General features: G+C 64.3%; 20 protein-coding genes and 1 pseudogene. 7 read left to right on the forward strand and 14 right to left on the reverse strand.

Annotation, left to right across the window (positions count from 1 at the left end; genetic code table 11):
- The first annotated feature begins 11 nt into the window (after positions 1-11).
- Together AC2ISB_RS18450 and AC2ISB_RS18455 are read left to right on the forward strand one after the other, a co-directional pair.
- Positions 12-866 carry a sterol desaturase family protein gene (locus AC2ISB_RS18450; protein ID WP_486577411.1) on the forward strand — a complete coding sequence of 285 codons (855 nt, stop codon included), beginning with the start codon at positions 12-14 and terminating at the stop codon, positions 864-866.
- Positions 863-2158 carry an MFS transporter gene (locus AC2ISB_RS18455; protein WP_486577412.1) on the forward strand — a complete coding sequence of 432 codons (1296 nt, stop codon included), beginning with the start codon at positions 863-865 and terminating at the stop codon, positions 2156-2158. The genes AC2ISB_RS18450 and AC2ISB_RS18455 overlap by 4 nt, the downstream gene beginning before the upstream one ends.
- A 59-nt stretch (positions 2159-2217) precedes the next feature.
- Here AC2ISB_RS18455 and AC2ISB_RS18460 read toward each other — a convergent pair whose 3' ends face one another.
- Genes AC2ISB_RS18460 through AC2ISB_RS18475 form a run of 4 tightly spaced genes read right to left on the reverse strand, consistent with a single transcriptional unit; the run spans position 2218 to position 4843 of the window.
- Positions 2218-3609: a multicopper oxidase family protein gene (locus AC2ISB_RS18460; RefSeq protein ID WP_486577413.1), complete on the reverse strand. Its 1392-nt coding sequence runs from the start codon at positions 3607-3609 to the stop codon at positions 2218-2220.
- Positions 3610-3657: 48 nt separating this feature from the next.
- Entirely contained in the window at positions 3658-4071 is a 414-nt protein-coding gene (locus AC2ISB_RS18465; protein WP_486577414.1) for a c-type cytochrome, read from the reverse strand.
- Positions 4072-4074: 3 nt separating this feature from the next.
- The gene (cueR, locus tag AC2ISB_RS18470; protein WP_374292985.1) at positions 4075-4470 is read right to left on the reverse strand and encodes a Cu(I)-responsive transcriptional regulator; all 396 of its coding nucleotides are present in this window, start codon (positions 4468-4470) and stop codon (positions 4075-4077) included.
- A gap of 16 nt (positions 4471-4486) precedes the next feature.
- Positions 4487-4843, reverse strand: a complete 357-nt coding sequence (locus tag AC2ISB_RS18475; RefSeq protein WP_486577415.1) for an SHOCT domain-containing protein — start codon at positions 4841-4843, stop codon at positions 4487-4489.
- Positions 4844-4990: 147 nt separating this feature from the next.
- On the opposite strand from AC2ISB_RS18475, the gene AC2ISB_RS18480 reads away from it, so the two are divergent.
- Genes AC2ISB_RS18480 through AC2ISB_RS18490 form a run of 3 tightly spaced genes read left to right on the forward strand, consistent with a single transcriptional unit; the run spans position 4991 to position 9391 of the window.
- A complete protein-coding gene (locus tag AC2ISB_RS18480; protein ID WP_486577416.1) occupies positions 4991-7357 on the forward strand; it encodes a heavy metal translocating P-type ATPase in 2367 nt (788 codons plus the stop codon).
- Positions 7358-7397: 40 nt separating this feature from the next.
- The gene (locus AC2ISB_RS18485; protein WP_486577417.1) at positions 7398-8945 is read left to right on the forward strand and encodes a multicopper oxidase family protein; all 1548 of its coding nucleotides are present in this window, start codon (positions 7398-7400) and stop codon (positions 8943-8945) included.
- Entirely contained in the window at positions 8942-9391 is a 450-nt protein-coding gene (locus AC2ISB_RS18490) for a c-type cytochrome (protein ID WP_486577418.1), read from the forward strand. Before AC2ISB_RS18485 ends, AC2ISB_RS18490 begins: the two co-directional genes overlap by 4 nt.
- Positions 9392-9656: 265 nt before the next feature.
- Here the strand turns inward: AC2ISB_RS18490 and AC2ISB_RS18495 are convergent, their stop codons facing one another.
- From AC2ISB_RS18495 to AC2ISB_RS18530, 8 genes are all read right to left on the reverse strand, one after another.
- The gene (locus AC2ISB_RS18495) at positions 9657-9878 is read right to left on the reverse strand and encodes a cyclic nucleotide-binding domain-containing protein (RefSeq protein WP_486577419.1); all 222 of its coding nucleotides are present in this window, start codon (positions 9876-9878) and stop codon (positions 9657-9659) included.
- Entirely contained in the window at positions 9862-10341 is a 480-nt protein-coding gene (locus AC2ISB_RS18500) for a DUF411 domain-containing protein (protein WP_486577421.1), read from the reverse strand. Before AC2ISB_RS18500 ends, AC2ISB_RS18495 begins: the two co-directional genes overlap by 17 nt.
- Before the next feature lie 47 nt (positions 10342-10388).
- On the reverse strand, positions 10389-10991 hold the full coding sequence (locus AC2ISB_RS18505) for an SCO family protein (protein ID WP_486577422.1): 603 nt from the start codon (positions 10989-10991) through the stop codon (positions 10389-10391).
- Complete coding sequence (locus AC2ISB_RS18510) at positions 10970-11443, reverse strand: copper chaperone PCu(A)C (protein WP_486577423.1); 474 nt, start codon at positions 11441-11443, stop codon at positions 10970-10972. The genes AC2ISB_RS18505 and AC2ISB_RS18510 overlap by 22 nt, the downstream gene beginning before the upstream one ends.
- A 5-nt stretch (positions 11444-11448) precedes the next feature.
- The gene (locus AC2ISB_RS18515; protein WP_486577424.1) at positions 11449-12042 is read right to left on the reverse strand and encodes an SCO family protein; all 594 of its coding nucleotides are present in this window, start codon (positions 12040-12042) and stop codon (positions 11449-11451) included.
- Between the two features lie 229 nt (positions 12043-12271).
- Positions 12272-12895 carry a methyltransferase family protein gene (locus AC2ISB_RS18520; protein WP_486577425.1) on the reverse strand — a complete coding sequence of 208 codons (624 nt, stop codon included), beginning with the start codon at positions 12893-12895 and terminating at the stop codon, positions 12272-12274.
- 1 nt (position 12896) lies between these two features.
- Complete coding sequence (locus AC2ISB_RS18525; protein ID WP_486577426.1) at positions 12897-13490, reverse strand: methyltransferase family protein; 594 nt, start codon at positions 13488-13490, stop codon at positions 12897-12899.
- 5 nt (positions 13491-13495) lie between these two features.
- Positions 13496-15760, reverse strand: coding sequence for a heavy metal translocating P-type ATPase (locus AC2ISB_RS18530; protein ID WP_486577428.1), 2265 nt, complete (start codon positions 15758-15760; stop codon positions 13496-13498).
- 81 nt (positions 15761-15841) lie between these two features.
- On the opposite strand from AC2ISB_RS18530, the gene AC2ISB_RS18535 reads away from it, so the two are divergent.
- Both AC2ISB_RS18535 and AC2ISB_RS18540 read left to right on the forward strand, forming a co-directional pair.
- Complete coding sequence (locus AC2ISB_RS18535; protein ID WP_486577429.1) at positions 15842-16282, forward strand: MerR family transcriptional regulator; 441 nt, start codon at positions 15842-15844, stop codon at positions 16280-16282.
- Complete coding sequence (locus AC2ISB_RS18540; protein WP_486577362.1) at positions 16279-16620, forward strand: YnfA family protein; 342 nt, start codon at positions 16279-16281, stop codon at positions 16618-16620. The genes AC2ISB_RS18535 and AC2ISB_RS18540 overlap by 4 nt, the downstream gene beginning before the upstream one ends.
- Before the next feature lie 291 nt (positions 16621-16911).
- On the opposite strand, the pseudogene AC2ISB_RS18545 reads toward AC2ISB_RS18540, so the two are convergent.
- Both AC2ISB_RS18545 and AC2ISB_RS18550 read right to left on the reverse strand, forming a co-directional pair.
- Positions 16912-17871: pseudogene (locus AC2ISB_RS18545) on the reverse strand (type IV secretory system conjugative DNA transfer family protein); the annotation flags it as partial.
- 241 nt (positions 17872-18112) lie between these two features.
- Positions 18113-20281 carry a ParB/RepB/Spo0J family partition protein gene (locus AC2ISB_RS18550; protein ID WP_486577363.1) on the reverse strand — a complete coding sequence of 723 codons (2169 nt, stop codon included), beginning with the start codon at positions 20279-20281 and terminating at the stop codon, positions 18113-18115.
- Positions 20282-20408: the final 127 nt, after the last annotated feature.

Raw genomic sequence — 20408 nt, forward strand, 5'->3', positions numbered from 1 at the left:
GATATGAGCCCATGTCCGAGACGATTCTCCTTGCCGAGCCGACAATCCGTCTTGCTGCCTTTCTGAGCGTCCTTTTGATCATGGCGCTGTGGGAGGTGGCAGCACCGCGTCGACGCCGGGATATCCCTCGGGTGATCCGCTGGACGAACAACATCGCGCTCGTGGTGCTCGACACCGCGATCCTGCGCTTGACCTTCCCGATCCTCGCTGTCGGACTCGCGATCATGGCCGAGGACAACGGCTGGGGTTTGTTCAACAACATCGAGGCGCCGGTCTGGCTGGCTATCGTCGTCTCGATGCTGCTGCTCGATCTCGCGATCTACCTCCAGCACGTCCTGTTCCACGCGGTGCCGGGGCTCTGGCGGCTGCACCGGATGCACCATGCCGATCTCGACTTCGACGCGACGACCGGGTTGCGGTTCCACCCCTTGGAGATCCTGATGTCGATGGGCATCAAGCTCGCAGTGGTGGCCGCACTAGGTCCGCCGGCGGTCGCGGTCCTGCTGTTCGAGGTGATCCTGAACGCCACCGCGCTTTTTAACCACGCCAACATCGACCTCCCGCGGCCTGTGGATCGCGTCCTGCGCTGGTTCGTCGTGACGCCTGACATGCACCGCGTCCACCATTCCGTCGATCCGCGCGAGACCAACTCGAATTACGGCTTCAACCTGCCGTGGTGGGACCGGCTGCTCGGCACCTACATCGCTCAGCCCGCCAAGGGACATGAGGGGATGGAGATCGGCATTGAGCAGTTCCGCACCCGTCGCGACCTCTGGCTCGACCGGATGCTGATCCAGCCCCTGCGCGGTCCGGCATCGGGACATGCGCTTGACGCGAACAACACGAAAAGTGACCCTGACAAATGAACCAAAGCGATCTCCGGCACGGTATCCGCGAGAATGCGGTTCAGGTCGCACACCAGCTGATACAGGTGATGCTGGTCGGGTTCGCCATCGGCATGACGCGCACGGTGGTCCCGGCGCTGGCCGAGAGCGAATTCGGCTTGGAGCGCGGTTCTTTCCTGCTGCTCGCCTCCTTCGTCGTGGCCTTCGGCGCGGTGAAGGCGGTGATGAACTTCGTCGCCGGTCGCTGGTCCGAGCGGATCGGCCGCAAGCGCGTCCTGTTCTGGGGTTGGGTCGTGGCGCTGCCGATCCCCGTGATGATCTGGTACGCACCTAACTGGAACTGGATCGTGGCCGCGACAGTGCTCCTGGGTGTGAACCAGGGACTCTGCTGGTCGATGACGCAGACCGCGAAACTCGACCTCACCCGCGCCGAGGAGCGTGGGCTGACGATGGGCCCGAACGAGTTCTCCGGATACGTGGGCGTGGCGCTGGCCGGTATCCTCACCGCCTACGCGGCCGAGTGGCTTGGTGCGCGAACCGGGCTGTTGGTCTTCGGGTTGACCGTTGTCATCGTCGCACTGGTTCTGACCGTTGTCTGGGTGCAGGACACGCTGCCTTGGGCCCGTGCCGAGAGCGCCGCGCACAAAGTCGCGCCGCTGAAGACCCCGCCGCGCTATCCTCGCGGTATCTCCGAGCATCCGTCGACGGCTGAGGTCTTCACGCTGATGAGTTGGCGCGACCGGCGTCTCTTCGCGATCTCGCAGGCGGGACTCGTCGAAAAGTTCGTCGATGCGCTGGTCTGGGCGCTGCTCCCGGTGTTCCTCGTGACCAGGGGCGCTAGCCTCACCGAGGTCGGCTGGATCGTCGGCACCTACGGTTTCGTCTGGGGCGGCTCGCAGCTCTTCACCGGACGTCTGTCGGATCATGTCGGCCGATTCTGGCCCAACGTTCTGGGCATGTGGATCTGCGGCGCGGGAGTGGCCATGGTCGTACTGGGCACGGGCACGCTCTGGTGGTCGGTCTCGGCCGGGGTGGCGGGCTTCGGCATGGCGCTTCTCTACCCGAACCTGTCGGCGGCGGTTGCGGACATCACGCCGCCCTTCTGGCGCGGTTCGGCCATCGGCATCTACCGCTTCTGGCGTGACCTTGGATATGCGATCGGCGCGCTCGGCCTTGGCCTGACCGCCAGTCTCACTGGCGCTGTCGAAGCAGCCTTCTGGTTCGTCGCGATCTCCATGTTCGTCTCTGGAGGATTGCTGTTCTGGCTCGGCGAGGAAACCCACCCAAGGTTAAATCCGGCCGAGATGCCTTAAGCCGAATCCGTCCAAGACGGCCGCGATCGGTTTTCGTGCCTTTGAGGACGGAGCGCCTGCTACGTTATTCGCAGCCACGTCATCATTCCGCCCGCCGCATGTTCCAGCATGTGGCAGTGCAGCAGCCAGTCACCGGGGTTGTCCGCAACGAAGGCAATTTCGGCCGTCGCGCCGCGATCCATGAGAAGCGTGTCGCGCAGAGGGCCGATCGTGCCCTCCGCCAAGACCTGCCGGAAATGATGTCCGTGCAGGTGCATGGCATGTGGCCAGGAGGTATCGTTGGCGATGGCCAGCCGGACGGTCTCACCGCGAGCCACCTCGATCAGGGGCGTTTCGGACATCTGCGCCATTCCATTGAAGGCCCAAACGCGTCCGGCGGCGGCCATGTCGCGCATTGACGTCATCTGCCCGTTCATGATCGCGCCACTCAGGCTGCCCATGGCGCCGCCCTCCATGCGAAGATCAGCGGTGCGCGCGGCATCCAGCGGCCCGAGTGCGGCGACGGGGTTGGCCGGGAGCGCTTCGGGCGCGGGCAAGCGCTCTGAGCGTGCGCTTCCGTCGACCGACCAAGCTGCGATCTGGTAGCCGCCGTCGCGATCGAGCATCGCCAGATAGGCGTCTTCGCCCTGATCGGCGATTACATCCACGATCAGGTCCGCCCGCTGGGCCGGGGCGAGGATAATCCGCCCCAATGGCTCGACCGCCTCGAGAGGCATCCCGTCGAGCGCGACCACCCAGCCTTCAAGGCCGCTCGCTTCCAGCACCATGATGCGCGAACTGGACGCATTCACGACGCGCAGCCGCAGCCGCTCGTTGCGGTGCGCGGTGCCGCGATAGTCCGGCATGCCGTTCACCGTGATCCAATTGCCGATACGGCCACCATGGGCGCGGTCATGCAGATCGTCGAAGCCCTCGGCGATCTGAGCGTCCTGCGTGAGCCGCCAGTCCGAGATCAGCAGCGGCTCGTCGCGATCAACCTCCGGCGCTCCTTCCGCTTCGTCGACGATCAGCACACCGGACAGGCCCCGCGCGAGCTGCTCCCAGCTACGCCTATGCGGGTGGTACCAGTAGGTTCCGGCGTCGGGAGCGGTGAAATCGTAGAGAAAATCGGCGCCGGGTTCGACGGGAGCCTGTGTCAGCCCCTCCACGCCATCCATCGCATTTGCCAGACGGATACCATGCCAGTGCACGGTCGCGGGCTGCGGCAGGTCGTTCACAAACCGACGGACCAGCCGTCCGCCCTGAGGCACACGGATCACCGGGCCGGGCGCGGTGCCGCCATAGCCCCAGATCCGGGTTTCCGGATAGTCGGCGGGGGCCAACCGCGCGAGACCCGGTTGGGCGATCAGGGCGTCGGGCGTCTCGGAGCGCCCAACTGCGGGCAATGCCGATGCAGTGACGGCGGTTGCGCCAAGGGCCAGGTTGAACTGGCGGCGTGTCATTCGGGGCATGCTCGGACTTTCTTCTTGGGTCGCCGCTCGCGAGCGGCAGCAAATAGCTTATTGGATGCCGTTGGCACGCTGCAGGGCGCGGATATAGGCGACGATCTTCAGCACATCCTGATCAGTGACACCCTGGATCGGCGGCATGTTACCGAATTGCCAGTGATGGGCACGTACCCCCTCGCGGGCGGCAATGACGAAGGCGATGTCGCCGTGATGGTTCGGCTCGTAGATGCGGTTCAGAAATGGCGGCCCCTTGTCGCTGCCGGTCCCGTTCTGCCCGTGACAGGCCGCGCAATTGGCGTTGAAGAGGTCCTGTCCCGCCGTTTCCTCGGCGGTCAGGCTTGGCACGACCTCGGTGGCCTGTGCAGTCACGGCCAGAGGTTCTTGCGCCCTCGGCGCCAGCAGCCACACGCCACCCGCAATTACGGCAATGGCTGCCGCCCCGAGGGCGATTGTCCGGGCCTTCATGTTTCACCCCCCGTTCTGTCCTGCCAGATCGTCGAGGATCGGGCAGTTGGGGCGGGTATCGCCGTGGCAACGGCCGACGAGATGTTTGAGGGTCGCCTGCATCGCCTGAAGTTCGGCGATCTTGGCGGCGATCCGGTCCAGATGCTGCTCGGCAATCTGTTTCACATCGGCACTGCTGCGAGCTTGGTCGGACCAGAGCGACAGGAGCGTGCGGCATTCCTCGATGGTGAAGCCGAGCGACCGCGCGCGGCTCAGGAACTTGAGCTTGTGTGCATCGGTCTCGGTGAACGCACGGTAGCCGTTTGCGCCGCGCGCGGGGCGAACCAGCGCGATATCCTCGTAATACCTGATCGTCTTCACCGGAAGGCCACTGGCCTCGGCTACATCCCCGATGTTCATGTCGGCTTCTCCTCTGTCAGTCTTCAAGCGTCTTCTTGGCGGCGGCGAATTCCTCGGCGGTCATTTCGCCCTTGGCGAAGCGCTCGCGCAGGATTGTCAGAGCCCGGTCGTTGCCGGACTGAGGTTGGCCGCTCACATTAAATTGACCGCCACCAAGCAGCCGTGCGATCAGCACGACCGCGCCGATCAGTAGGGCGAAGAAGATCACCATCATGATCGGCCCAAAGAACCAGGCGCCGCCATCCATCATGCCATAGTGGCCGTAGAATTGGCCGTCAGACGGGTCGGCCAAGGCGATTTTCGGTGCCATAATGGCGATGGCGGCCGGGATCACGGCCGTCCCGAGCAACGGGTTGCGGAAAATCTGTTTCATCTTGCACTCCTTTCATGTCGGGCGGGCCGACACATCCATGAAATAGATAGTGCTTCCAGTAACTGGAGGGTCAAGCCCTCATCGCCCCTTGACCCTCCAGTTACTGGAAGCACTATCTGCTTTGTCAACAGAGGCAAGGAGCGCGCCATGGCAGAGCATTCGCACAAGCATCACGACCACGCGGGCCATGATCACGACGGACATCAGCACGGCGAGAGCGCAGCGGGTCCGAAAGCAAAGGATCCGGTCTGTGGTATGTCAGTTACCATCCGGCCAGAGGCCCGCAGCCGTGACCATGGTGGTGAAACCTTCTATTTCTGTTCGGACAAATGCGTGACAAAGTTCGAGGCCGATCCCTGGTTCTACGCGTCTGGCAATGCTGCGAAAGTCGGCAAGCGTGCGCCACAGGGCACGCAATGGACCTGCCCGATGCACCCCGAGATTGTCCGCGACGCGCCCGGCTCATGCCCGATCTGCGGCATGGCTCTGGAGCCGATGGTGCCCTCGGACGAACCGAGCCATGAGCTGACCGACTTCACCCGTCGCCTGTGGATCAGCGCAGCAGCAGCCGTGCCTCTGGTGATCTTGACCATGGGCGGGCTGGTCGGGCTGCCGGTGCGCGACTGGATCGGGCACCGGGCGTCTGTCTGGCTGGAATTCGTGCTGGCGACGCCCATCGTTCTCTGGGCGGCGCTGCCGTTCTTTCAGCGCGGTCTCGACTCCTTCCGCAACCGCTCGCCCAACATGTGGACGCTGATCTCGCTCGGCGTGGGGTCGGCCTATCTCTATTCCTTGTTCGCGACCTTCCTGCCGGGGGTGTTCCCCGAGCAGTACCGGATGGGCGGCGTGGTCGGCACCTATTACGAGGCATCGGTGGTCATCGTCGCCTTGATCTTCGTCGGGCAGGTACTCGAACTGCGTGCCCGCGAACGGACCGGTGACGCGATCCGGGCGCTGATGGATCTGGCGCCCAAGACCGCGCGGCGGATCCTGCCGGACGGGTCGGAATACGATGCGCCTCTGGAAAACGTGGTAGCTGGCGATCTGCTGCGTGTGCGGCCGGGAGACTCGGTCCCGGTCGATGCCGAGGTGGTCGAAGGGCATAGCGCGATCGACGAGAGCATGATCACGGGCGAGCCGGTGCCGGTCGAAAAGGTGACCGGTGACAGGGTGACAGGCGGCACGATCAACAAGAACGGCACGCTGGCGATCCGCGCCACCGCCGTCGGATCGGATACCGTGCTGAGCCAGATCGTCGACATGGTTGCCGGCGCCCGCCGGTCGCGCGCGCCGATTCAGGGGCTGGCGGACAGGGTCTCGGCAATCTTCGTGCCGACGGTGGTCGGTGTTGCCGTGCTGGCCTTCCTCGCCTGGTTGTTCTTCGGTCCGAACCCGGCCTTCGTCTTCGCCATCGCGGCGGCGGTTTCGGTGCTGATCATCGCCTGCCCCTGCGCGCTGGGGCTTGCCACACCGATCTCGATCACCACCGCGGCAGGGCGCGGGGCGCAGGCGGGCGTGCTGGTCAAGGATGCCGAGGCGCTGGAACACATGGCCCGGGTCGATACGCTGATCGTCGACAAGACCGGCACGCTAACCGAAGGCAAGCCGAAACTGACCGATGTCGAGGTGTTCGGGGACCTGACGGAGGCCAACGTCCTGCGCTTCGCGGCCTCGCTCGAACGTGGTTCCGAGCATCCGCTGGCCGAGGCCATTGTCGAGGGCGCGACCTCACGCGGTGTGAAGCCGGAGGCCGTCAGCGAGTTCCAGGCGGTCACCGGCAAGGGGGTCACGGGCAAGGTCAGCGGAAAGACCGTCGCGCTTGGCAATGCGGCCTTGATGCAGATGGCTGGAATTTCGGTCGATACCGCCGAGGCGCAGGCCGATGCGCTGCGCGCCGATGGCAAGACAGCCATGTTTGTCGCGGTGAACGGGACACTTGCCGGGATCGTGGCCGTCGCCGACCCGATCAAGGAGACCACCGCCGCAGCGATCCGCGATCTGCACGCGCAAGGGCTGAAAGTCATCATGGCAACGGGCGACAACCAGCGCACGGCGCAAGCCGTGGCCGCAAGGCTCGGCATCGACGAAGTGCGCGCCGGGGTGCTGCCCGAGGGCAAGAAGGAGCTGATCGATAACCTGCGCGCGAAGGGCGCAAAGGTCGCCATGGCGGGCGACGGCGTGAACGACGCCCCGGCGCTGGCGGCTGCCGATGTCGGTATCGCCATGGGAACGGGCGCCGATGTGGCGGTGGAAAGCGCGGGTCTGACGCTTCTTGGCGGGGACCTGACCGGCATCGTGCGCGCCCGCAAGCTTGCGAAGGGCACGCTGCGCAACATCAAGCAGAACCTGTTCTTCGCCTTCATTTACAACGCCGCCGGCGTCCCGATTGCGGCCGGTGTTCTCTATCCCGTTTTCGGCCTCGTCCTTTCGCCGATGATCGCGGCGGCGGCGATGTCGATGTCCTCCGTCTCTGTCATCGCCAATGCCCTCCGGCTGCGGCGGCTCAAACTCTGAAATCCTGACACAAACTCAACCCTCTTCCGGAAACCCAAAGATGTCCCTAACCCGTCGCAAATTTCTGGCTGGCACCGCAGCCGCAACCGGCCTCGCTGTCACCTCCGGGTTGATCCCTGCGACCGCCCGCGCAGCGAGCGATGTCCTGACCCTGCGCGCCACGCGCCGCACTCTCGACATTGGCGGCCGCGCCACCAACGTGCTTGGCCTGCTTGATGCACAGGGGCGCTCCGGGCTGGTCCTCGACCCCGGCCAGCGATTCCGCGTGGACCTGACCAACGATCTGGACGCCGAGACCATCGTCCACTGGCACGGGCAGATACCACCCAACGCGCAAGACGGTGTCTCGAACACCAATCCGATGCTGGCGGCCGGTGCCAGCCGATCCTTCGACTACGACCCGCATCCCGGCACCTACTGGATGCATGCGCATGTCCCGGCGCAAGAGGTCGACCTGCTTGCCGCGCCTCTGATCGTGCGCAGCGCCGAGGACATGACCGCCGACCGGCAAGAGGTGGTGATGTTCCTGCACGACCTCTCTTTCCGTCCGGGTGAGGAGGTGCTCGACACCATCAGCCGGGGCATGGCGATGGATCATGGCGCGGTGCAACAGGGCAGCCAGGCCATGTCGGGGATGGGCGCGATGTCAGGGATGGGCAACATGGGGGGCATGAACCACGGGGCGATGGGGGCCATGCCGGGCATGGGCGAGAACATGGCCGGCATGATGGGCCAGATGCGCGGCATGCCGGGGATGGCCGGGATGTCCATGGACCTGAACGACTTCGAGTTCGATGCCTATGTCGCCAACGACCGCACGCTGGGCGACCCCGAGGTGGTGCAGGTCGAGAATGGCGGCCGCGTTCTGTTGCGCGTCGTGAACGCGTCCTCGATGACCGTCTACTGGATCGACACGGGCGAGATCGAGGGCCGCCTCGTCGCTGTCGATGGCCACCCGGTGCAGCCGCTGACCGGGCGTCGCTTCGGCATCGCGATGGCGCAACGGCTCGATATCGAACTGACGCTCCCCGCCGATGGCATGGCGCGCCCGATCCTCGCCCTTCGCGAGGGCGCGCGCGAGCGGTCCGGGATCGTCCTCGCGCCCGCGGGTGCCGCTGTCCCGCGCCTTGCCTTGCTGTCGGATGCCGAGCACCCGGCCTTTTCGGGCGACCTGACGCAGGAGCTGGCGCTGCGGGCGGCCAATCCCTTGCCCGAGCGTGCCCCTGACCGCTCGCACATGGTGATGCTCGCCGGGGCGATGATGCCCTATGTCTGGACGATCAACGGCCAGACCTGGGGTAACCATACACCGATTGCCGTGAAAAGCGGTGAGCGGGTCGAGATGATGTTCCACAACATGTCGATGATGGCCCATCCTATGCACCTGCACGGGCATGTCTTCCAGGTTGTCGGCGTGAATGGCCAACGCTTCGCTGGCGCAATGCGGGACACGGTGCACGTTCCCGCCATGGGGTCGGTCACCATCGCCTTCGACGCCGGCGAGGTCGCGCCCTGGATGCTGCATTGCCACCACATGGCGCACATGGCGACCGGCATGATGACGGAACTCGGCGTTCAGTCCGCATGAGGGGGGGGCGTGTCGCGACGATCGTCGCTGCCGTCGCAACACTCGCGGCGGCAGGCCTGGTCTGGCAAGCAAATGAAAAGTCAAGCGCAGCAACGTCGGCGCAACTCGCGCGCGGTGCCGCCGTCTACGCCGAAGCCTGCGCTTCCTGCCACGGTGCCAATCTGGAAGGCCAACCCGACTGGCGCTCGCCGAGACCGGATGGCCGATTGCCGGCGCCGCCACATAACGAGACCGGTCACACCTGGCACCATTCCGACAGGATTCTGCTCGACATCATGACACGCGGAACGGCGGCGGTGGTCGGCGGAAATTATGAAAGCAACATGCCCGGCTTCGGTGATACCTACTCCGAGGAAGACCTGCGAGCGGTGCTTTCCTGGCTCAAGACGCAGTGGCCAGAGCGCGAGCGCGCCTATCAGGCGCAGATCTCGGCGGGAGAGGACTGACCCACCATGCAAATCCAGGCGACCGCGTTGGCCTTCAGGCAGGCGGCTCGGTAAAGGACTTGTGCGCGCGCCGACGACGCGCCAATTCCCGGTAGAAGGCCTCGCGCGTCACCCCGAGTTCGTCTGCAACCTCCTGCCATTGCCCTTTTGGGGGCAGCTTGTGTCCGGCGTCGAACCAGGCGTCCAGCCGGTCCTGCAGGCGCGGCAGGGTCCTGATTTCTGCCTTCAGCCTTGCCGCCTGCACCCCGCACGCAAGGGCTGTTGCTCAAGCCACCGCCAGAGAGGGCTCCTGCGCAAGCATCGCCAGAAACTGCGCTTTCGACATCATCGCGACGGTGCTTGTCTCGCGTGCCACCGCATCGCAGTGGTACTGCCGCGAATAGGCCGAGGCCTCGGCCAGTATCGTGCCGGGGCCTGCTGACTGCAGGACGAGGCGCTGGCCTTGCACTACTGATGGATGCGGGATGTGTTCACCCCAATTCCTCATAGCGGCTGAAGACCGTTCCGGAACCGTCACGAGCAATCAGCACGACTTCATAGGCTTCGCGTTCGTCTTCCCGCCCCATGCCGGGAGAGCCGTAGGGCATGCCCGGCACAGCCAGTCCGATGGCGTCCGGCCGTTCGGTCAAGAGGCGTCGGATATCGGCGGCGGGCACGTGACCTTCGAGGACATAGCCGTCGATCATGCCGGTATGGCAGGAAATCATGCTCTGCGGCACCCCGACCTCGGATTTGTAAGTCATCAGGAGGGTGCCGTAGCGTTCCTCGTCGGTCACGCTGAACCCTTCGTCGCGCAGATAAGCGATCCAGGCGTTGCAGCATTCGCACCCGGTTCCCTTGACGACATGAATTGCGCTTGTCTGGGCCCAGCCCGGCGTGGCTCCTAGTGTGACAGTGGCCAGGCCGGAGGCGATCAGGGTTCTACGTGACATTCTAAACTTCGGGGTCATGCGGTTTCTCCATTACTTGATTGTTGGCCGTTGTCTCTGCGGGGGCGTCACTGCATCGCCCTGCGTATTTTCGGCAACGCGAAACGGCGATCTTCGTGATAATCGATGATGCTCGCGAAGCTGCCATCCGCGCGAAAAACAAAGACACCCGCCGTGTGATCCATGGTGTAGTCGCCATCGCGCTGCACCTTTTCGAACCGCGCACGAAACCCCGATGCTGCCCGTTCGATCTCGGATAAAGTTCCGGTCAGACCAACGATGCGTGGGTCGAAATGCGAGAGGTAGTCGGCCAGAACTTCGGGCGAGTCACGCTCGGGATCGACGGTTATGAGCGATACGTTCAGCCGGTCGGCATCGGGGCCGAGATCGTCCAGCCATCCTGAAATGTCGCTCAAAGTGGTCGGACAGACGTCTGGACACCACGTGAAGCCGAAGAAGACCATCGTTGGCCTGCCAATCCAGTCGGCTGGCCGCATCCGCTCGCCGCGATGGCTGATCAGATCGAATTCCATTTCGGAAATCGGCACGGGCAGAAGGCCAGCCGACGACGACACGGCGCCGCCGCTTCGCCACCAGCCGAGGCCGAGGGTGAAGGCAAGTGCGCCGGTCACGCCGCCAAGGCCAAGTATCACTGCCCGTCGGTGCCGCAATCCGGTCCCTCCGCGCGCAGGGACAGCACTTCGACATTCACCGTAACGTCGCCTGCGACCTCGAATGTCAGGGTGATCGGGAAAGTCTCGCCCTCCTTCAGCGCCGCAGTCAGGCCCATCAGCATCCCATGATAGCCGCCCGGCGCAAGCTGCACGGTCTGACCTGCCGGCAGCGGGATCGACATCGCATGCGGCATCGAGGCGACACCGTCCGTCACGGTGGTTTCATGCAGCATCGGCATGCTGGCCGCCGGGGTCGAAATGGCCAGAAGGGCGTCATCGGACGCACCGCCGTTGGTAATGGCGACATAGAAGACCGCCGGACGGCCCGCGCCGATGGTCGCGCGCGACCAAGGGTTAAACACGCTGAGAGCGCCGATCGACGTGCTTTCGCAGGCAAATGCCGGAGTGGATGCCATCAGAATGAGGGCGGATAGGATATGGGTCTTCATCGCGGTCACAATCTCGATCTCAGGTCTGCAAGGATTTCTGCGGCGGGAGTGCCGTAGCTGAACTGGCGCAGCCAGTCACCGTCGGGTCCGACCAGATAAAGCGCGGGGCTGTGCGACATCGAATACCCGTCCGGGGCGGTCGTGTCATCCTGACGCTCGTAGTGGATGTAGAAACTGTCCGCAGCCGCCCGCGTTTGTGCGTCGTCACCGGCCAATCCCAGAATGGCCGGGTGGAAGGCGCCGGTGAACTCCGCAAGGCCGAGGGCCCGATCCCGCACGGGATCGACCGAGATGAACAAGGGTTGCACATTGGCGGCCTGGTCGCCGAGGTCGTCCATGACCTGCGCCACCTCGGCCAGCGTCGTCGGACAGACGTCGGGACAATTGGTAAAGCCGAAGAAGACCAGCAGGTGCTTGCCTTCAAAATCCGCTTGCGTCCGAAGCTGCCCTTCTGCGTCCGGCAGAGCAAAGGTCGGACGAAACGGCGCTTGTTCACCGACAGATGGACCGCGATCCTGAGAGAATTGCCAGGCCCCGAATGCCAGCGTGGCAAAAGCGGCGGCGGCCCAGAGTATTTTCTGCAGGTTTCTCAATTGCATCGTCTTTGGCACTCTTCTTTTTGCATTTGCTAGGTCCTCTAGCGGCTATAGCTGCAACCCCTCGCCAGGAAGATCACGCAAGTTTGAGCGGCCTGGAGAGGGAGCGTCAGTTTGAAGCCGGGCAGAACTGGCACCACCTCGCCATGCGAAGGCAAGGACAGCGCTGCGGACTTTGCCAGTTGATCGGTCAACGCGGCCAAGCCGATCAGCGCCATAACCCATCGCATGTTCATTTGGCACCCATACGGCGAAGACCTATCCAGCGCGGGACGGAAGCGGCGTAGCGCTCATACTCCTGGCCAAGAGATTGGCGCAGGGCAGCTTCCTCGCTGCGGATCTGATTGGTGGCCGACCAAAGGAACAGAAGTGCCGCAAGGATTGTAGGGACCGAAGGTATTGCGAGCGCGACGCCGGCCAGCAGGGCAGCCTGCCCGACGAATGTCGGGTTGCGGCTGAAGCGGAAAAGTCCGCTCGAAACCAGATCTCCGGTTGCGCCCGTCTGGACACCAACCCGCCAGGACGCACCCATCGATACCTGAGCGACAAACGCAAGCAGCGTTCCGCCACAGGCAAGGCCGACCCCTGCAAGTCCGATCAACGGGAAGCCTCCCTCGGTCCAGAGCGGGTCAAGCTTGTGAAGGCCTGGAAAGGCCAACCACACGATTGGGCCGAGAAAAGAGAGCGCAAAGGCCGCGCGAAATCCGACCGCGGCCAAGCGGTCCCTTCCGCGTGCCGTCCCAAACAGCCAGACCGATCGTCCCGCAGCTTGTGAGCTACGCGCGGTGCCCCAGAAAAAGCAGGCGAGATAGGCAAGAAGAAGCCCGAGCGCGGCCCAACCGAACCAATTGATCATGTCAGCATTCCGTCTGTTCGATGTGGTGCGAAATGCCCAGAAACCGGGCCGTTCGGGCTTTGTAAGTCTCGAATTCCGCACCATGTGATCTCAGCAGGTCGCGCTCCTCGAGAAAGATCGCGGCGACATAGAAGCCAGCCCACACAGCCAGTGCGGCGAGGATCGGCGGGGTCGGAAACACCAAGGCCCAGCCGATCTGCCCTGCCCAGGTCGCGACGTAGATGGGATTTCGGCTGAAGCGGAACCAACCGTCCCGGCGCAGTGGCCCATGCTCGCCGAAGGCCATGGTCCAGCCGAGTTGGAGCGTCGCGAGCACTGCCGTGCCGAAGCCCGCCACCAGAAGGATGGCGCCGATCCAGAAGCCTGCCGTCGCGACATCTGGCGCGGCCCGTGACACCGAAACGGCCGATAGGCCGAGCAGGCCCCAGAACAGGACTCTGAACGGCCAGATGAACTGACCGTAGGCCCGACCGGTTCGCTGCTCGGGTGGCCAGAACCGGGCGGTCTTGCCCGCGAGCGCGAGGACCGCACGCAAGAGCAGCCACATCCCGGCGGCGAAGGGCACCCATTCAAGATATCCGGGAAGCTCAGTCATAGGCGTTACCCCTCGCGTTCGGGGTTGAACCGCAGGAGCCGCAGGGCATTCAGCGTCACCAGAACTGTTGCCCCGGTATCGGCCAGGATCGCGATCCAGAGGCCGGTGACGCCGATCACCGAGGTGACGAGGAACACGGCCTTCAGCCCGAGCGCGATGGTGACATTCTGGCGGATGTTCGCCATCGCGCCACGCGCCAGACGGATCTGGGCCGGAATGTCCGTGACCCGGTCGCGCAGGATCGCCGCATCGGCCGTCTCCAGCGCCACGTCGGTGCCCGACCCCATCGCGACGCCAACGCTTGCCTGCTTCAGGGCCGGGGCATCGTTGATCCCGTCGCCGATCATCATCACGCCACCGTCGGCACTCATCTCGCGAATGGCCCTGAGCTTGTCCTCGGGCATCATGTCGGCCTGGAATTCCATGCCGAGCCCGCCGGCGATGGCCGCCGCTGTCCGCGGGTTGTCACCCGTCAGGATCACCGGGGCGACGCCGAGCCGTTTCAGCTGCGCCACGGCTTCCGCCGCATCGGCGCGTGGCTCGTCGCGCATGGCAATCAGACCGAGCGGCAACTTATCCCGGAACACCGCCACGGCAGTCTTGCCCTCATCCTCGAACCTGGTCGCCATCCGAATGCCGGCCCCATCGAGTCCGCCATTCTCGCTGGCATGGCGCGGCGAGGCGACCCAGGCGGGAGCGCCGTCGACCTCGGCCGTCACGCCCTTGCCCATCAGGGCACGGGCGTCCCTTGATGGCAGCGTGGGAATTCCCGCGTCCTTCGCCTTGTTCAGGATCGCGACCGCGAGCGGGTGGCTCGACCCGGTCTCGACACCCGCGGCCACGGCGAGAAGCTCGGCCTCGGTCGTCGTGCCGAACGGAACGACGTCCGTCACCACCGGGCGACCGTGGGTCAGTGTCCCGGTCTTGTCGAAGGCGATGCGCTTGACCGATGCCGCCGCCTCGATCACCGCGCCGCCCTTCATCAGAAGCCCGCGCCGCGCACCGGTCGACAAGGCCGAGGCGATCGAAGCCGGAACCGAGATCACCAGCGCGCAGGGGCAGCCGATCAGCAGCAGCGCCAGACCGCGATATACCCAGGTGTCCCAGGGCTGGCCGAAGGCCAGCGGCGGCACCAGCACCACCAGGGCGGCGACGGCGACGATGGCAGGCATGTACCAGCGGCTGAACCGGTCGATGAACCGTTCGGTCGGCGCGCGCGCCTCCTCGGCCTCTTCGACGAGCCGGATGATGCGGGAAATGGTGTTGTCCTCGGCCGCTTTCGTCACCATCACGCGCAGGGCCGCCTCGGTGTTGATCGACCCGGCAAAGACCGCGTCGCCGGGCCCCTTTGTCACCGGGACGCTCTCGCCGGTGACGGGGCTGTCGTCGACCCCCGACGTGCCCTCGGCGATCTCGCCGTCCGCCGGCACGCGGTCGCCGGGGCGGACCAGAACGGTCTGTCCCACGTTCAGGCTCGCTGCGGGCACTTCCCGCGTGGTGTCTCCGGTCACCAGAAGAGCGGTCTTGGGGACGAGGTTTGCCAGCGCCCGGATCCCGTCGCGGGCCTTGCCGGCTGCAACGCCCTCCAGGACCTCGCCCACAGCGAAGAGGAACACGACCAGCGCCGCTTCCTCGGCAGCACCGATGAACAGCGCGCCAATGGCCGCGACCGTCATTAGGCTTTCGATGGTGAAGGGCTGACCCAGACGCAGCGCGGCGAAGGCGCGGCGCGCAACCGGTGCCACACCGATCAGACAGGCGGCGACAAAGGGCCACGACCCGACTGCCGGGGCCAGAAGTTCCGCGATCCAGGCCAGCCCGAGCAGCACGGCCGTGAAGATCACCAGCTTGCCTTTGCCGGTCTGATACCAGTGTTTCCCCCGGTCCGCCGGGTCATCGTGAACGTGGCCGGGGCTACCGTGTCCGATGTCGCCAGACCCGCCAGAGTGATCGGAAGCATGGTTGTGGCCCGCATGATCGTGGTCCGCGTGGTCGGGTGCGCTTGCGCCGGGCAGGACAAATTCCCTTTTCGCATCGGCGCCGCGCGGCGCGATTCCATAGCCAAGCGACTTCACGACGCTTTCGACCTTGTCGCGTCCGGTCTGTGCTTCATCCAGCGTCATGCGCAACCGCTCGGTCATCAGACCGACCTCGACATTGCTGACGCCGGGCAGCCGACCCACCGCATCCCGGATCTTGTTGGCACAGGACCCGCAGTCCATGCCCGAAACCGTCCAGTCGCAGCTGGCTTCTCTGTCAAGGTTCGTCATCTCAATCCTCTGTCCGCACCATTGCACTTATCGAATCAGAAATCTAATGTCTCTAGCAACTATAGCTTCAAGGGGAATCTGATGCTGACGATCGGAAAGCTCGGGGCAAAGGCGGGGGTCAAGGTGCCCACGATCCGCTACTACGAGCAGATCGGCCTTTTGCCGGAAGCCGAGCGCAGCGCCGGCAATCAGCGGCTCTATGGCGCGAAGGCACTCGACAGGCTTGCCTTCATCCGGCACGCGCGCGACCTTGGGTTCACGCTTGAGGCGATCCGCGACCTTCTCAGCCTCTCGGACAACCCCGATCAATCCTGCGCAGCCGCAGATGCCATTGCGAGGGCGCAGCTTGTCGAAGTCGAAAGCCGCCTCGCGCGGCTGACGGCCCTCAAGGCCGAGCTTGAACGCATGGTGGTGCAATGCGCGGGCGGCAAGGTCGCCGACTGCCGGGTCATCGAGGTGTTGGGGGATCATTCGCTTTGCGCCACGGACCATCGGCATCCCGAGACCGAGGAAACGCCATGAACCTTCCGGCGACGCTCGCAATCTACGGCGGGGCTGCCCTGGCCGAAATCGCCGGTTGCTTTGCGTTCTGGTCCTGGATGCGACAGGGCGCCGGTGCGCTCTGGCTATTGCCGGGGTTGGTCAGCCTGGCCGCGTTCGCCTGGCTCCTGACGCTGGCGCCGGCTGAATTCGCAGGGCGCGCCTATGCTGCCTATGGCGGGGTCTACATCCTTGCGTCGCTCGCCTGGCTTTGGGTCGCCGAGGGACGCCGGCCGGATGTCTGGGATCTCGCAGGCGGAACCGTTTGCCTGATCGGCGCCGCGATCATCCTGTTCGCGCCGAGGACGATCGGGAATTGAAGCGGCTACCTGCCGAGAACCAGTGCGACTGAATAGTATAATTACTGCAACTGCTTGACTATTTTGAGGGAACATTCTGGCTGACTTGCGGAAGTGGGGAACGTTGGATTCCAGTCACGTCCCCGCCAGCGGCCTCACATCAGATGAACCCGAGAGCCTGGATATCGGCATACTTCTGGAGGATCGGAACAAAAATCCAGACATCCAATGTGCTTGCCCCGCTTCCCTGTGCATATCGTATGCAACTAGGAAGACGCCGGGGTAGAAAGACCTTACGAGATCTCCCCTCGCTCATGCATGTTGCGCAATGATTGCTCTCGTAGTCTGAACTGCCGAAGCCAGCGCCGTCCGGTCGGCGCTCGTGATCCCCAATCCCTCAATATTCAGCGCCAGTTGACCTTGGCCACCGCCCCTCGCAGCTGTGCGGGCCGCGCGACCGCGCGCCTTCGCTGAACTGCCAGGGTCAGCCTTCGACGCGGTCTGCGCTATCGGCACAACTTCCCGCGCGACATTCGCCGCCCTTACCTCCTGCAACTCCTGCTTCAGCCTCTCCACCGTCTCCCGCGTCTCGGACATCTGCCGATCCCTCCGCAGACCGTCCTCGTCCGGATACGGAAAACTGCCCGACTGGCCCGCATGCAGAACCTGCAACACCGGGTCCTCGAAATACTTCACCCTTCTTGCCCGGATCGGCATCTGCGCGTCGATCACGAGGATGACCTCGTCGAGGTCCATGCGTCGGGCCTCATCCTCGGTCAGGAGCGGGGTATCTTCTGTCCTCTCCGAGACGCTGCGCCCTTCGAATGGATTGCGTCCAACAGCACGGGAGCGGGTCACCACACGCTTGGTAGTCTTGCCGACAGCCTGGCTCAATTCCTCGATGGTCTTCTGCTCGGACGGAGTGAGGTAGAGCTTTACCCCGGCGCCGCCCTGCAGCGACCTGCGGGTGTTTTCACCATAGATCTCGTCCAGCGCGGGGATGGTCTGCGTGACGATGGCGAGGTTGCCGCCGAAGGAACGCAGCGTCTTGATGCTCTCGGCAACGATTGGCATTTTCCCGAGCCGGTCAAACTCGTCGAGCATGATCATCACCGGCCAGGGCTCGTCATCGTCGGGTTCCTGTGCTTGCAGCGAGGCAATCAGGTCCGAAAAGAAGAGGCGGATCAGCGGGGCAAGCGGGCGGATCATCTCGGATTCGACCACAAGATAGATCGCATGTGGGCGGCGGCGGATAGGGTCGCGGCGGCTCCTTCTTGACGAGACGGCCGACGCCGTTCGAGCGCTCCCAGGCCGCGAGCTTCTTTGTGAACCGAGCGGGCGGCTTGGGACTGCTGTCGGTATAGCGAATGAGCGCCCCCAGGGGCGCAGTGTCGAGAATTGTGGTTGCAGACATGATTCCTCATCCTGAATGCGTCATTTTGCATCCATCATATTGATATTGTTGTATTTTATGTGATTGAGGACGGGTTTCCCCGCCCTCGGATGGCGCAGATCACTCCGCAGCCATCATCGATGCCTCATTGCTCGGCAGGTCAGCGGTGAGGAAGGCGGGAAGGCCGACATCTTCGGCTTGCTCGGCGTCGGAAACGAGCTCAGGCGCCCCCTGCCCTTCCGCGCCATCGAGTGCTTCCAGATCGTGACGGCGCAGAACCTCCGGCAACCAGCCGCTGCCTTTCAGCAGACGCTCGGCTTCACTCGCCATCTCGCCCTTCTTCAAGTGATCGAGGAGTTGCGCCGTCCCCTCCCCTTTCGCCTCACGCACGGCCTCGAGGATCCGGGCCTTGGGCACGCGGTTCAGGTAGGTATCGGCCGTCGGCTGCCAACCCGCCTCGACCATGTCGAGTTCGACCGCCTGTGCGACCAAGTCGGACTGGGTCATCCGCTTGGTCAAACCGCCGGCGGAAATACCGGCACCATAAGGGTTCACCTTCTCATGGAGCGCGTTGATCCCGAAGCTGAGGCAATGCGCGAGCAGCGAAAGCCGGCTCCCTTGATCGAGGGAAGCCAGGTAATCCCAGAGAGCGGCATCGTCGCCGAGCGGCAGGTCGGCCTCCCACTCCGCATGACGATCGTCAACCAGCTTGGCTACCACGCTGTCCTTCAGATCGCTCGCCTGCGCCGACATATAGACGTGACGCACCGAGGCCTCGAGGCAGCTGCCGGCCGAACTGGACGTCCGGAAGGTGTCATTGACGAGCTTCAGGAGCAGCAGTGTCAACGCGACGTCAGGTGAGCGCCCGACAGCTTCCCGCAGTGCCAATGTCCGGTGCGCCGTCAACTCCATGATCAGCCGCTCAGGCAAGGGCTTCAACGCACCATCGTCCTCGTCGTCGGGCACGTTGGCACCAAGCGCCTGACCGGCTGAGGTGATCACCGTGCCATGGCCGATACCATCCACATTGCTCCCCGCTGAAAGCTCAACGCCCTGCCCGTTTGCCGCATGTTCACCGCTGTGGACGTCGGCATCTTCCCGAGGCTCATCCTCGGGCCGCACGAAGCCCCGATAAACGGCAAGCTCGCCATAGCGGTCAAGCGTCACGAAAGCCCCTGCCCGTGCGATCTCCTCATCGTCGAAGATCAGCGGCCGGGCCTCGAGCTTCTCCATCGCGACTTCCAACGCGCCAAGTCGCGCGTCGATCTCTTCGGGGAATTCATCCTGGCCCTCGTATTCCTCTTCGAGCGCTCGGTATTCGGCAAGCAGCTTGGCATGGGCGGCGCCTTCGTCATCCGTCATCGGCGCCGGGTCGCCGTTGAGCCGCCGCAAGCCGTGGCTGTAGCCATAGGGCAGGTCGAGCGAGACCTCGATCCATTTCCACCCTTCGACCGCGATGGCTTCGGCTTCAGCCTGAAGCTTCTCGCTGACCAGACGATCGAGCAGCGCAGGGTCTTCCAGCCAGCCGCCGTCATCGCCCTGGAAGAGGTCATGCAACATGGTGCCGCCAGCAGCCTCATAGGCATCGACGCCGACAAAGACGGCACGACGATCGGAGGCCCGCACCGAGGTTTCGGTCAGCATGCGTCTGATCTGATAAGGCTCCTTGTTCCAGGACGACTTGATCGCATCCCAGACCTGAACCTGGCGCTCATGATCCGGATTGACCGTGAAGGCCATCAGCTGCTCCAGCGTCATTTCGTCCTCGGCATAGAGCTCGAGCAGGGCAGGGGCCACGGCGGCGAGTTTCAGGCGCTGTTTGACCACTTGTGGCGTGACGAAGAAGGCGGCAGCGATCTCTTCATCGCCCTGACCCTTCTCTCGCAGCGCCACGAAGGCGCGGAACTGATCGAGCGGATGCAGGGCCGCGCGCTGCATGTTCTCAGCGAGCGAGTCGTCTTCGGCGAGGATCGTGGACTTGGCATCCCGAACAATGCAGGGAATGGGCGTCGTCTTGGCCAAGCGTTTCTGCTTCACCAGGAGTGACAGCGCTTGGAAGCGCCGACCGCCAGCGGGGATTTCGAACTTGCCGGTCTCGGAACCATCCTCGGCCAGAACGGGCCGGACGCTCAGGCTCTGCAGCAACCCGCGGCGGGCGATGTCTTCGGCCAGTTCCTCGACCGAGACGCCGGCCTTGATGCGCCGGACGTTGGACTGGCTCAGCACGAGCTTGTCGAAGGGAATGTCCCGGGACGGGGACAGGGTGACTTTCTGGGCAGATTTCGCCATCAGATCTTCTCCACGACGGGCGCCGGAAGCCACTCTTCCGATCTCACTTCCCGTCACCCCTCCAACCAACAAACCTTTCCCTCTCCTGTTTTGACACTCCCGAGCCAGGACCTTAACAGCTGTTAAG

It is taken from the genome of Thioclava sp. NS-SX20 (assembly GCF_057380695.1).

What these genes read in the sequence shown, in the direction of transcription:
- AC2ISB_RS18450 (WP_486577411.1), top strand. Translation starts at nt 12, where the DNA reads ATGTCCGAGACGATTCTCCTTGCCGAGCCGACAATCCGTCTTGCTGCC.
- AC2ISB_RS18455 (WP_486577412.1), top strand. Translation starts at nt 863, where the DNA reads ATGAACCAAAGCGATCTCCGGCACGGTATCCGCGAGAATGCGGTTCAG.
- AC2ISB_RS18460 (WP_486577413.1), bottom strand. Translation starts at nt 3,609, where the DNA reads ATGCCCCGAATGACACGCCGCCAGTTCAACCTGGCCCTTGGCGCAACC.
- AC2ISB_RS18465 (WP_486577414.1), bottom strand. Translation starts at nt 4,071, where the DNA reads ATGAAGGCCCGGACAATCGCCCTCGGGGCGGCAGCCATTGCCGTAATT.
- cueR (WP_374292985.1), bottom strand. Translation starts at nt 4,470, where the DNA reads ATGAACATCGGGGATGTAGCCGAGGCCAGTGGCCTTCCGGTGAAGACG.
- AC2ISB_RS18475 (WP_486577415.1), bottom strand. Translation starts at nt 4,843, where the DNA reads ATGAAACAGATTTTCCGCAACCCGTTGCTCGGGACGGCCGTGATCCCG.
- AC2ISB_RS18480 (WP_486577416.1), top strand. Translation starts at nt 4,991, where the DNA reads ATGGCAGAGCATTCGCACAAGCATCACGACCACGCGGGCCATGATCAC.
- AC2ISB_RS18485 (WP_486577417.1), top strand. Translation starts at nt 7,398, where the DNA reads ATGTCCCTAACCCGTCGCAAATTTCTGGCTGGCACCGCAGCCGCAACC.
- AC2ISB_RS18490 (WP_486577418.1), top strand. Translation starts at nt 8,942, where the DNA reads ATGAGGGGGGGGCGTGTCGCGACGATCGTCGCTGCCGTCGCAACACTC.
- AC2ISB_RS18495 (WP_486577419.1), bottom strand. Translation starts at nt 9,878, where the DNA reads ATGAGGAATTGGGGTGAACACATCCCGCATCCATCAGTAGTGCAAGGC.
- AC2ISB_RS18500 (WP_486577421.1), bottom strand. Translation starts at nt 10,341, where the DNA reads ATGACCCCGAAGTTTAGAATGTCACGTAGAACCCTGATCGCCTCCGGC.
- AC2ISB_RS18510 (WP_486577423.1), bottom strand. Translation starts at nt 11,443, where the DNA reads ATGAAGACCCATATCCTATCCGCCCTCATTCTGATGGCATCCACTCCG.
- AC2ISB_RS18515 (WP_486577424.1), bottom strand. Translation starts at nt 12,042, where the DNA reads ATGCAATTGAGAAACCTGCAGAAAATACTCTGGGCCGCCGCCGCTTTT.
- AC2ISB_RS18520 (WP_486577425.1), bottom strand. Translation starts at nt 12,895, where the DNA reads ATGATCAATTGGTTCGGTTGGGCCGCGCTCGGGCTTCTTCTTGCCTAT.
- AC2ISB_RS18525 (WP_486577426.1), bottom strand. Translation starts at nt 13,490, where the DNA reads ATGACTGAGCTTCCCGGATATCTTGAATGGGTGCCCTTCGCCGCCGGG.
- AC2ISB_RS18530 (WP_486577428.1), bottom strand. Translation starts at nt 15,760, where the DNA reads ATGACGAACCTTGACAGAGAAGCCAGCTGCGACTGGACGGTTTCGGGC.
- AC2ISB_RS18535 (WP_486577429.1), top strand. Translation starts at nt 15,842, where the DNA reads ATGCTGACGATCGGAAAGCTCGGGGCAAAGGCGGGGGTCAAGGTGCCC.
- AC2ISB_RS18540 (WP_486577362.1), top strand. Translation starts at nt 16,279, where the DNA reads ATGAACCTTCCGGCGACGCTCGCAATCTACGGCGGGGCTGCCCTGGCC.
- AC2ISB_RS18550 (WP_486577363.1), bottom strand. Translation starts at nt 20,281, where the DNA reads ATGGCGAAATCTGCCCAGAAAGTCACCCTGTCCCCGTCCCGGGACATT.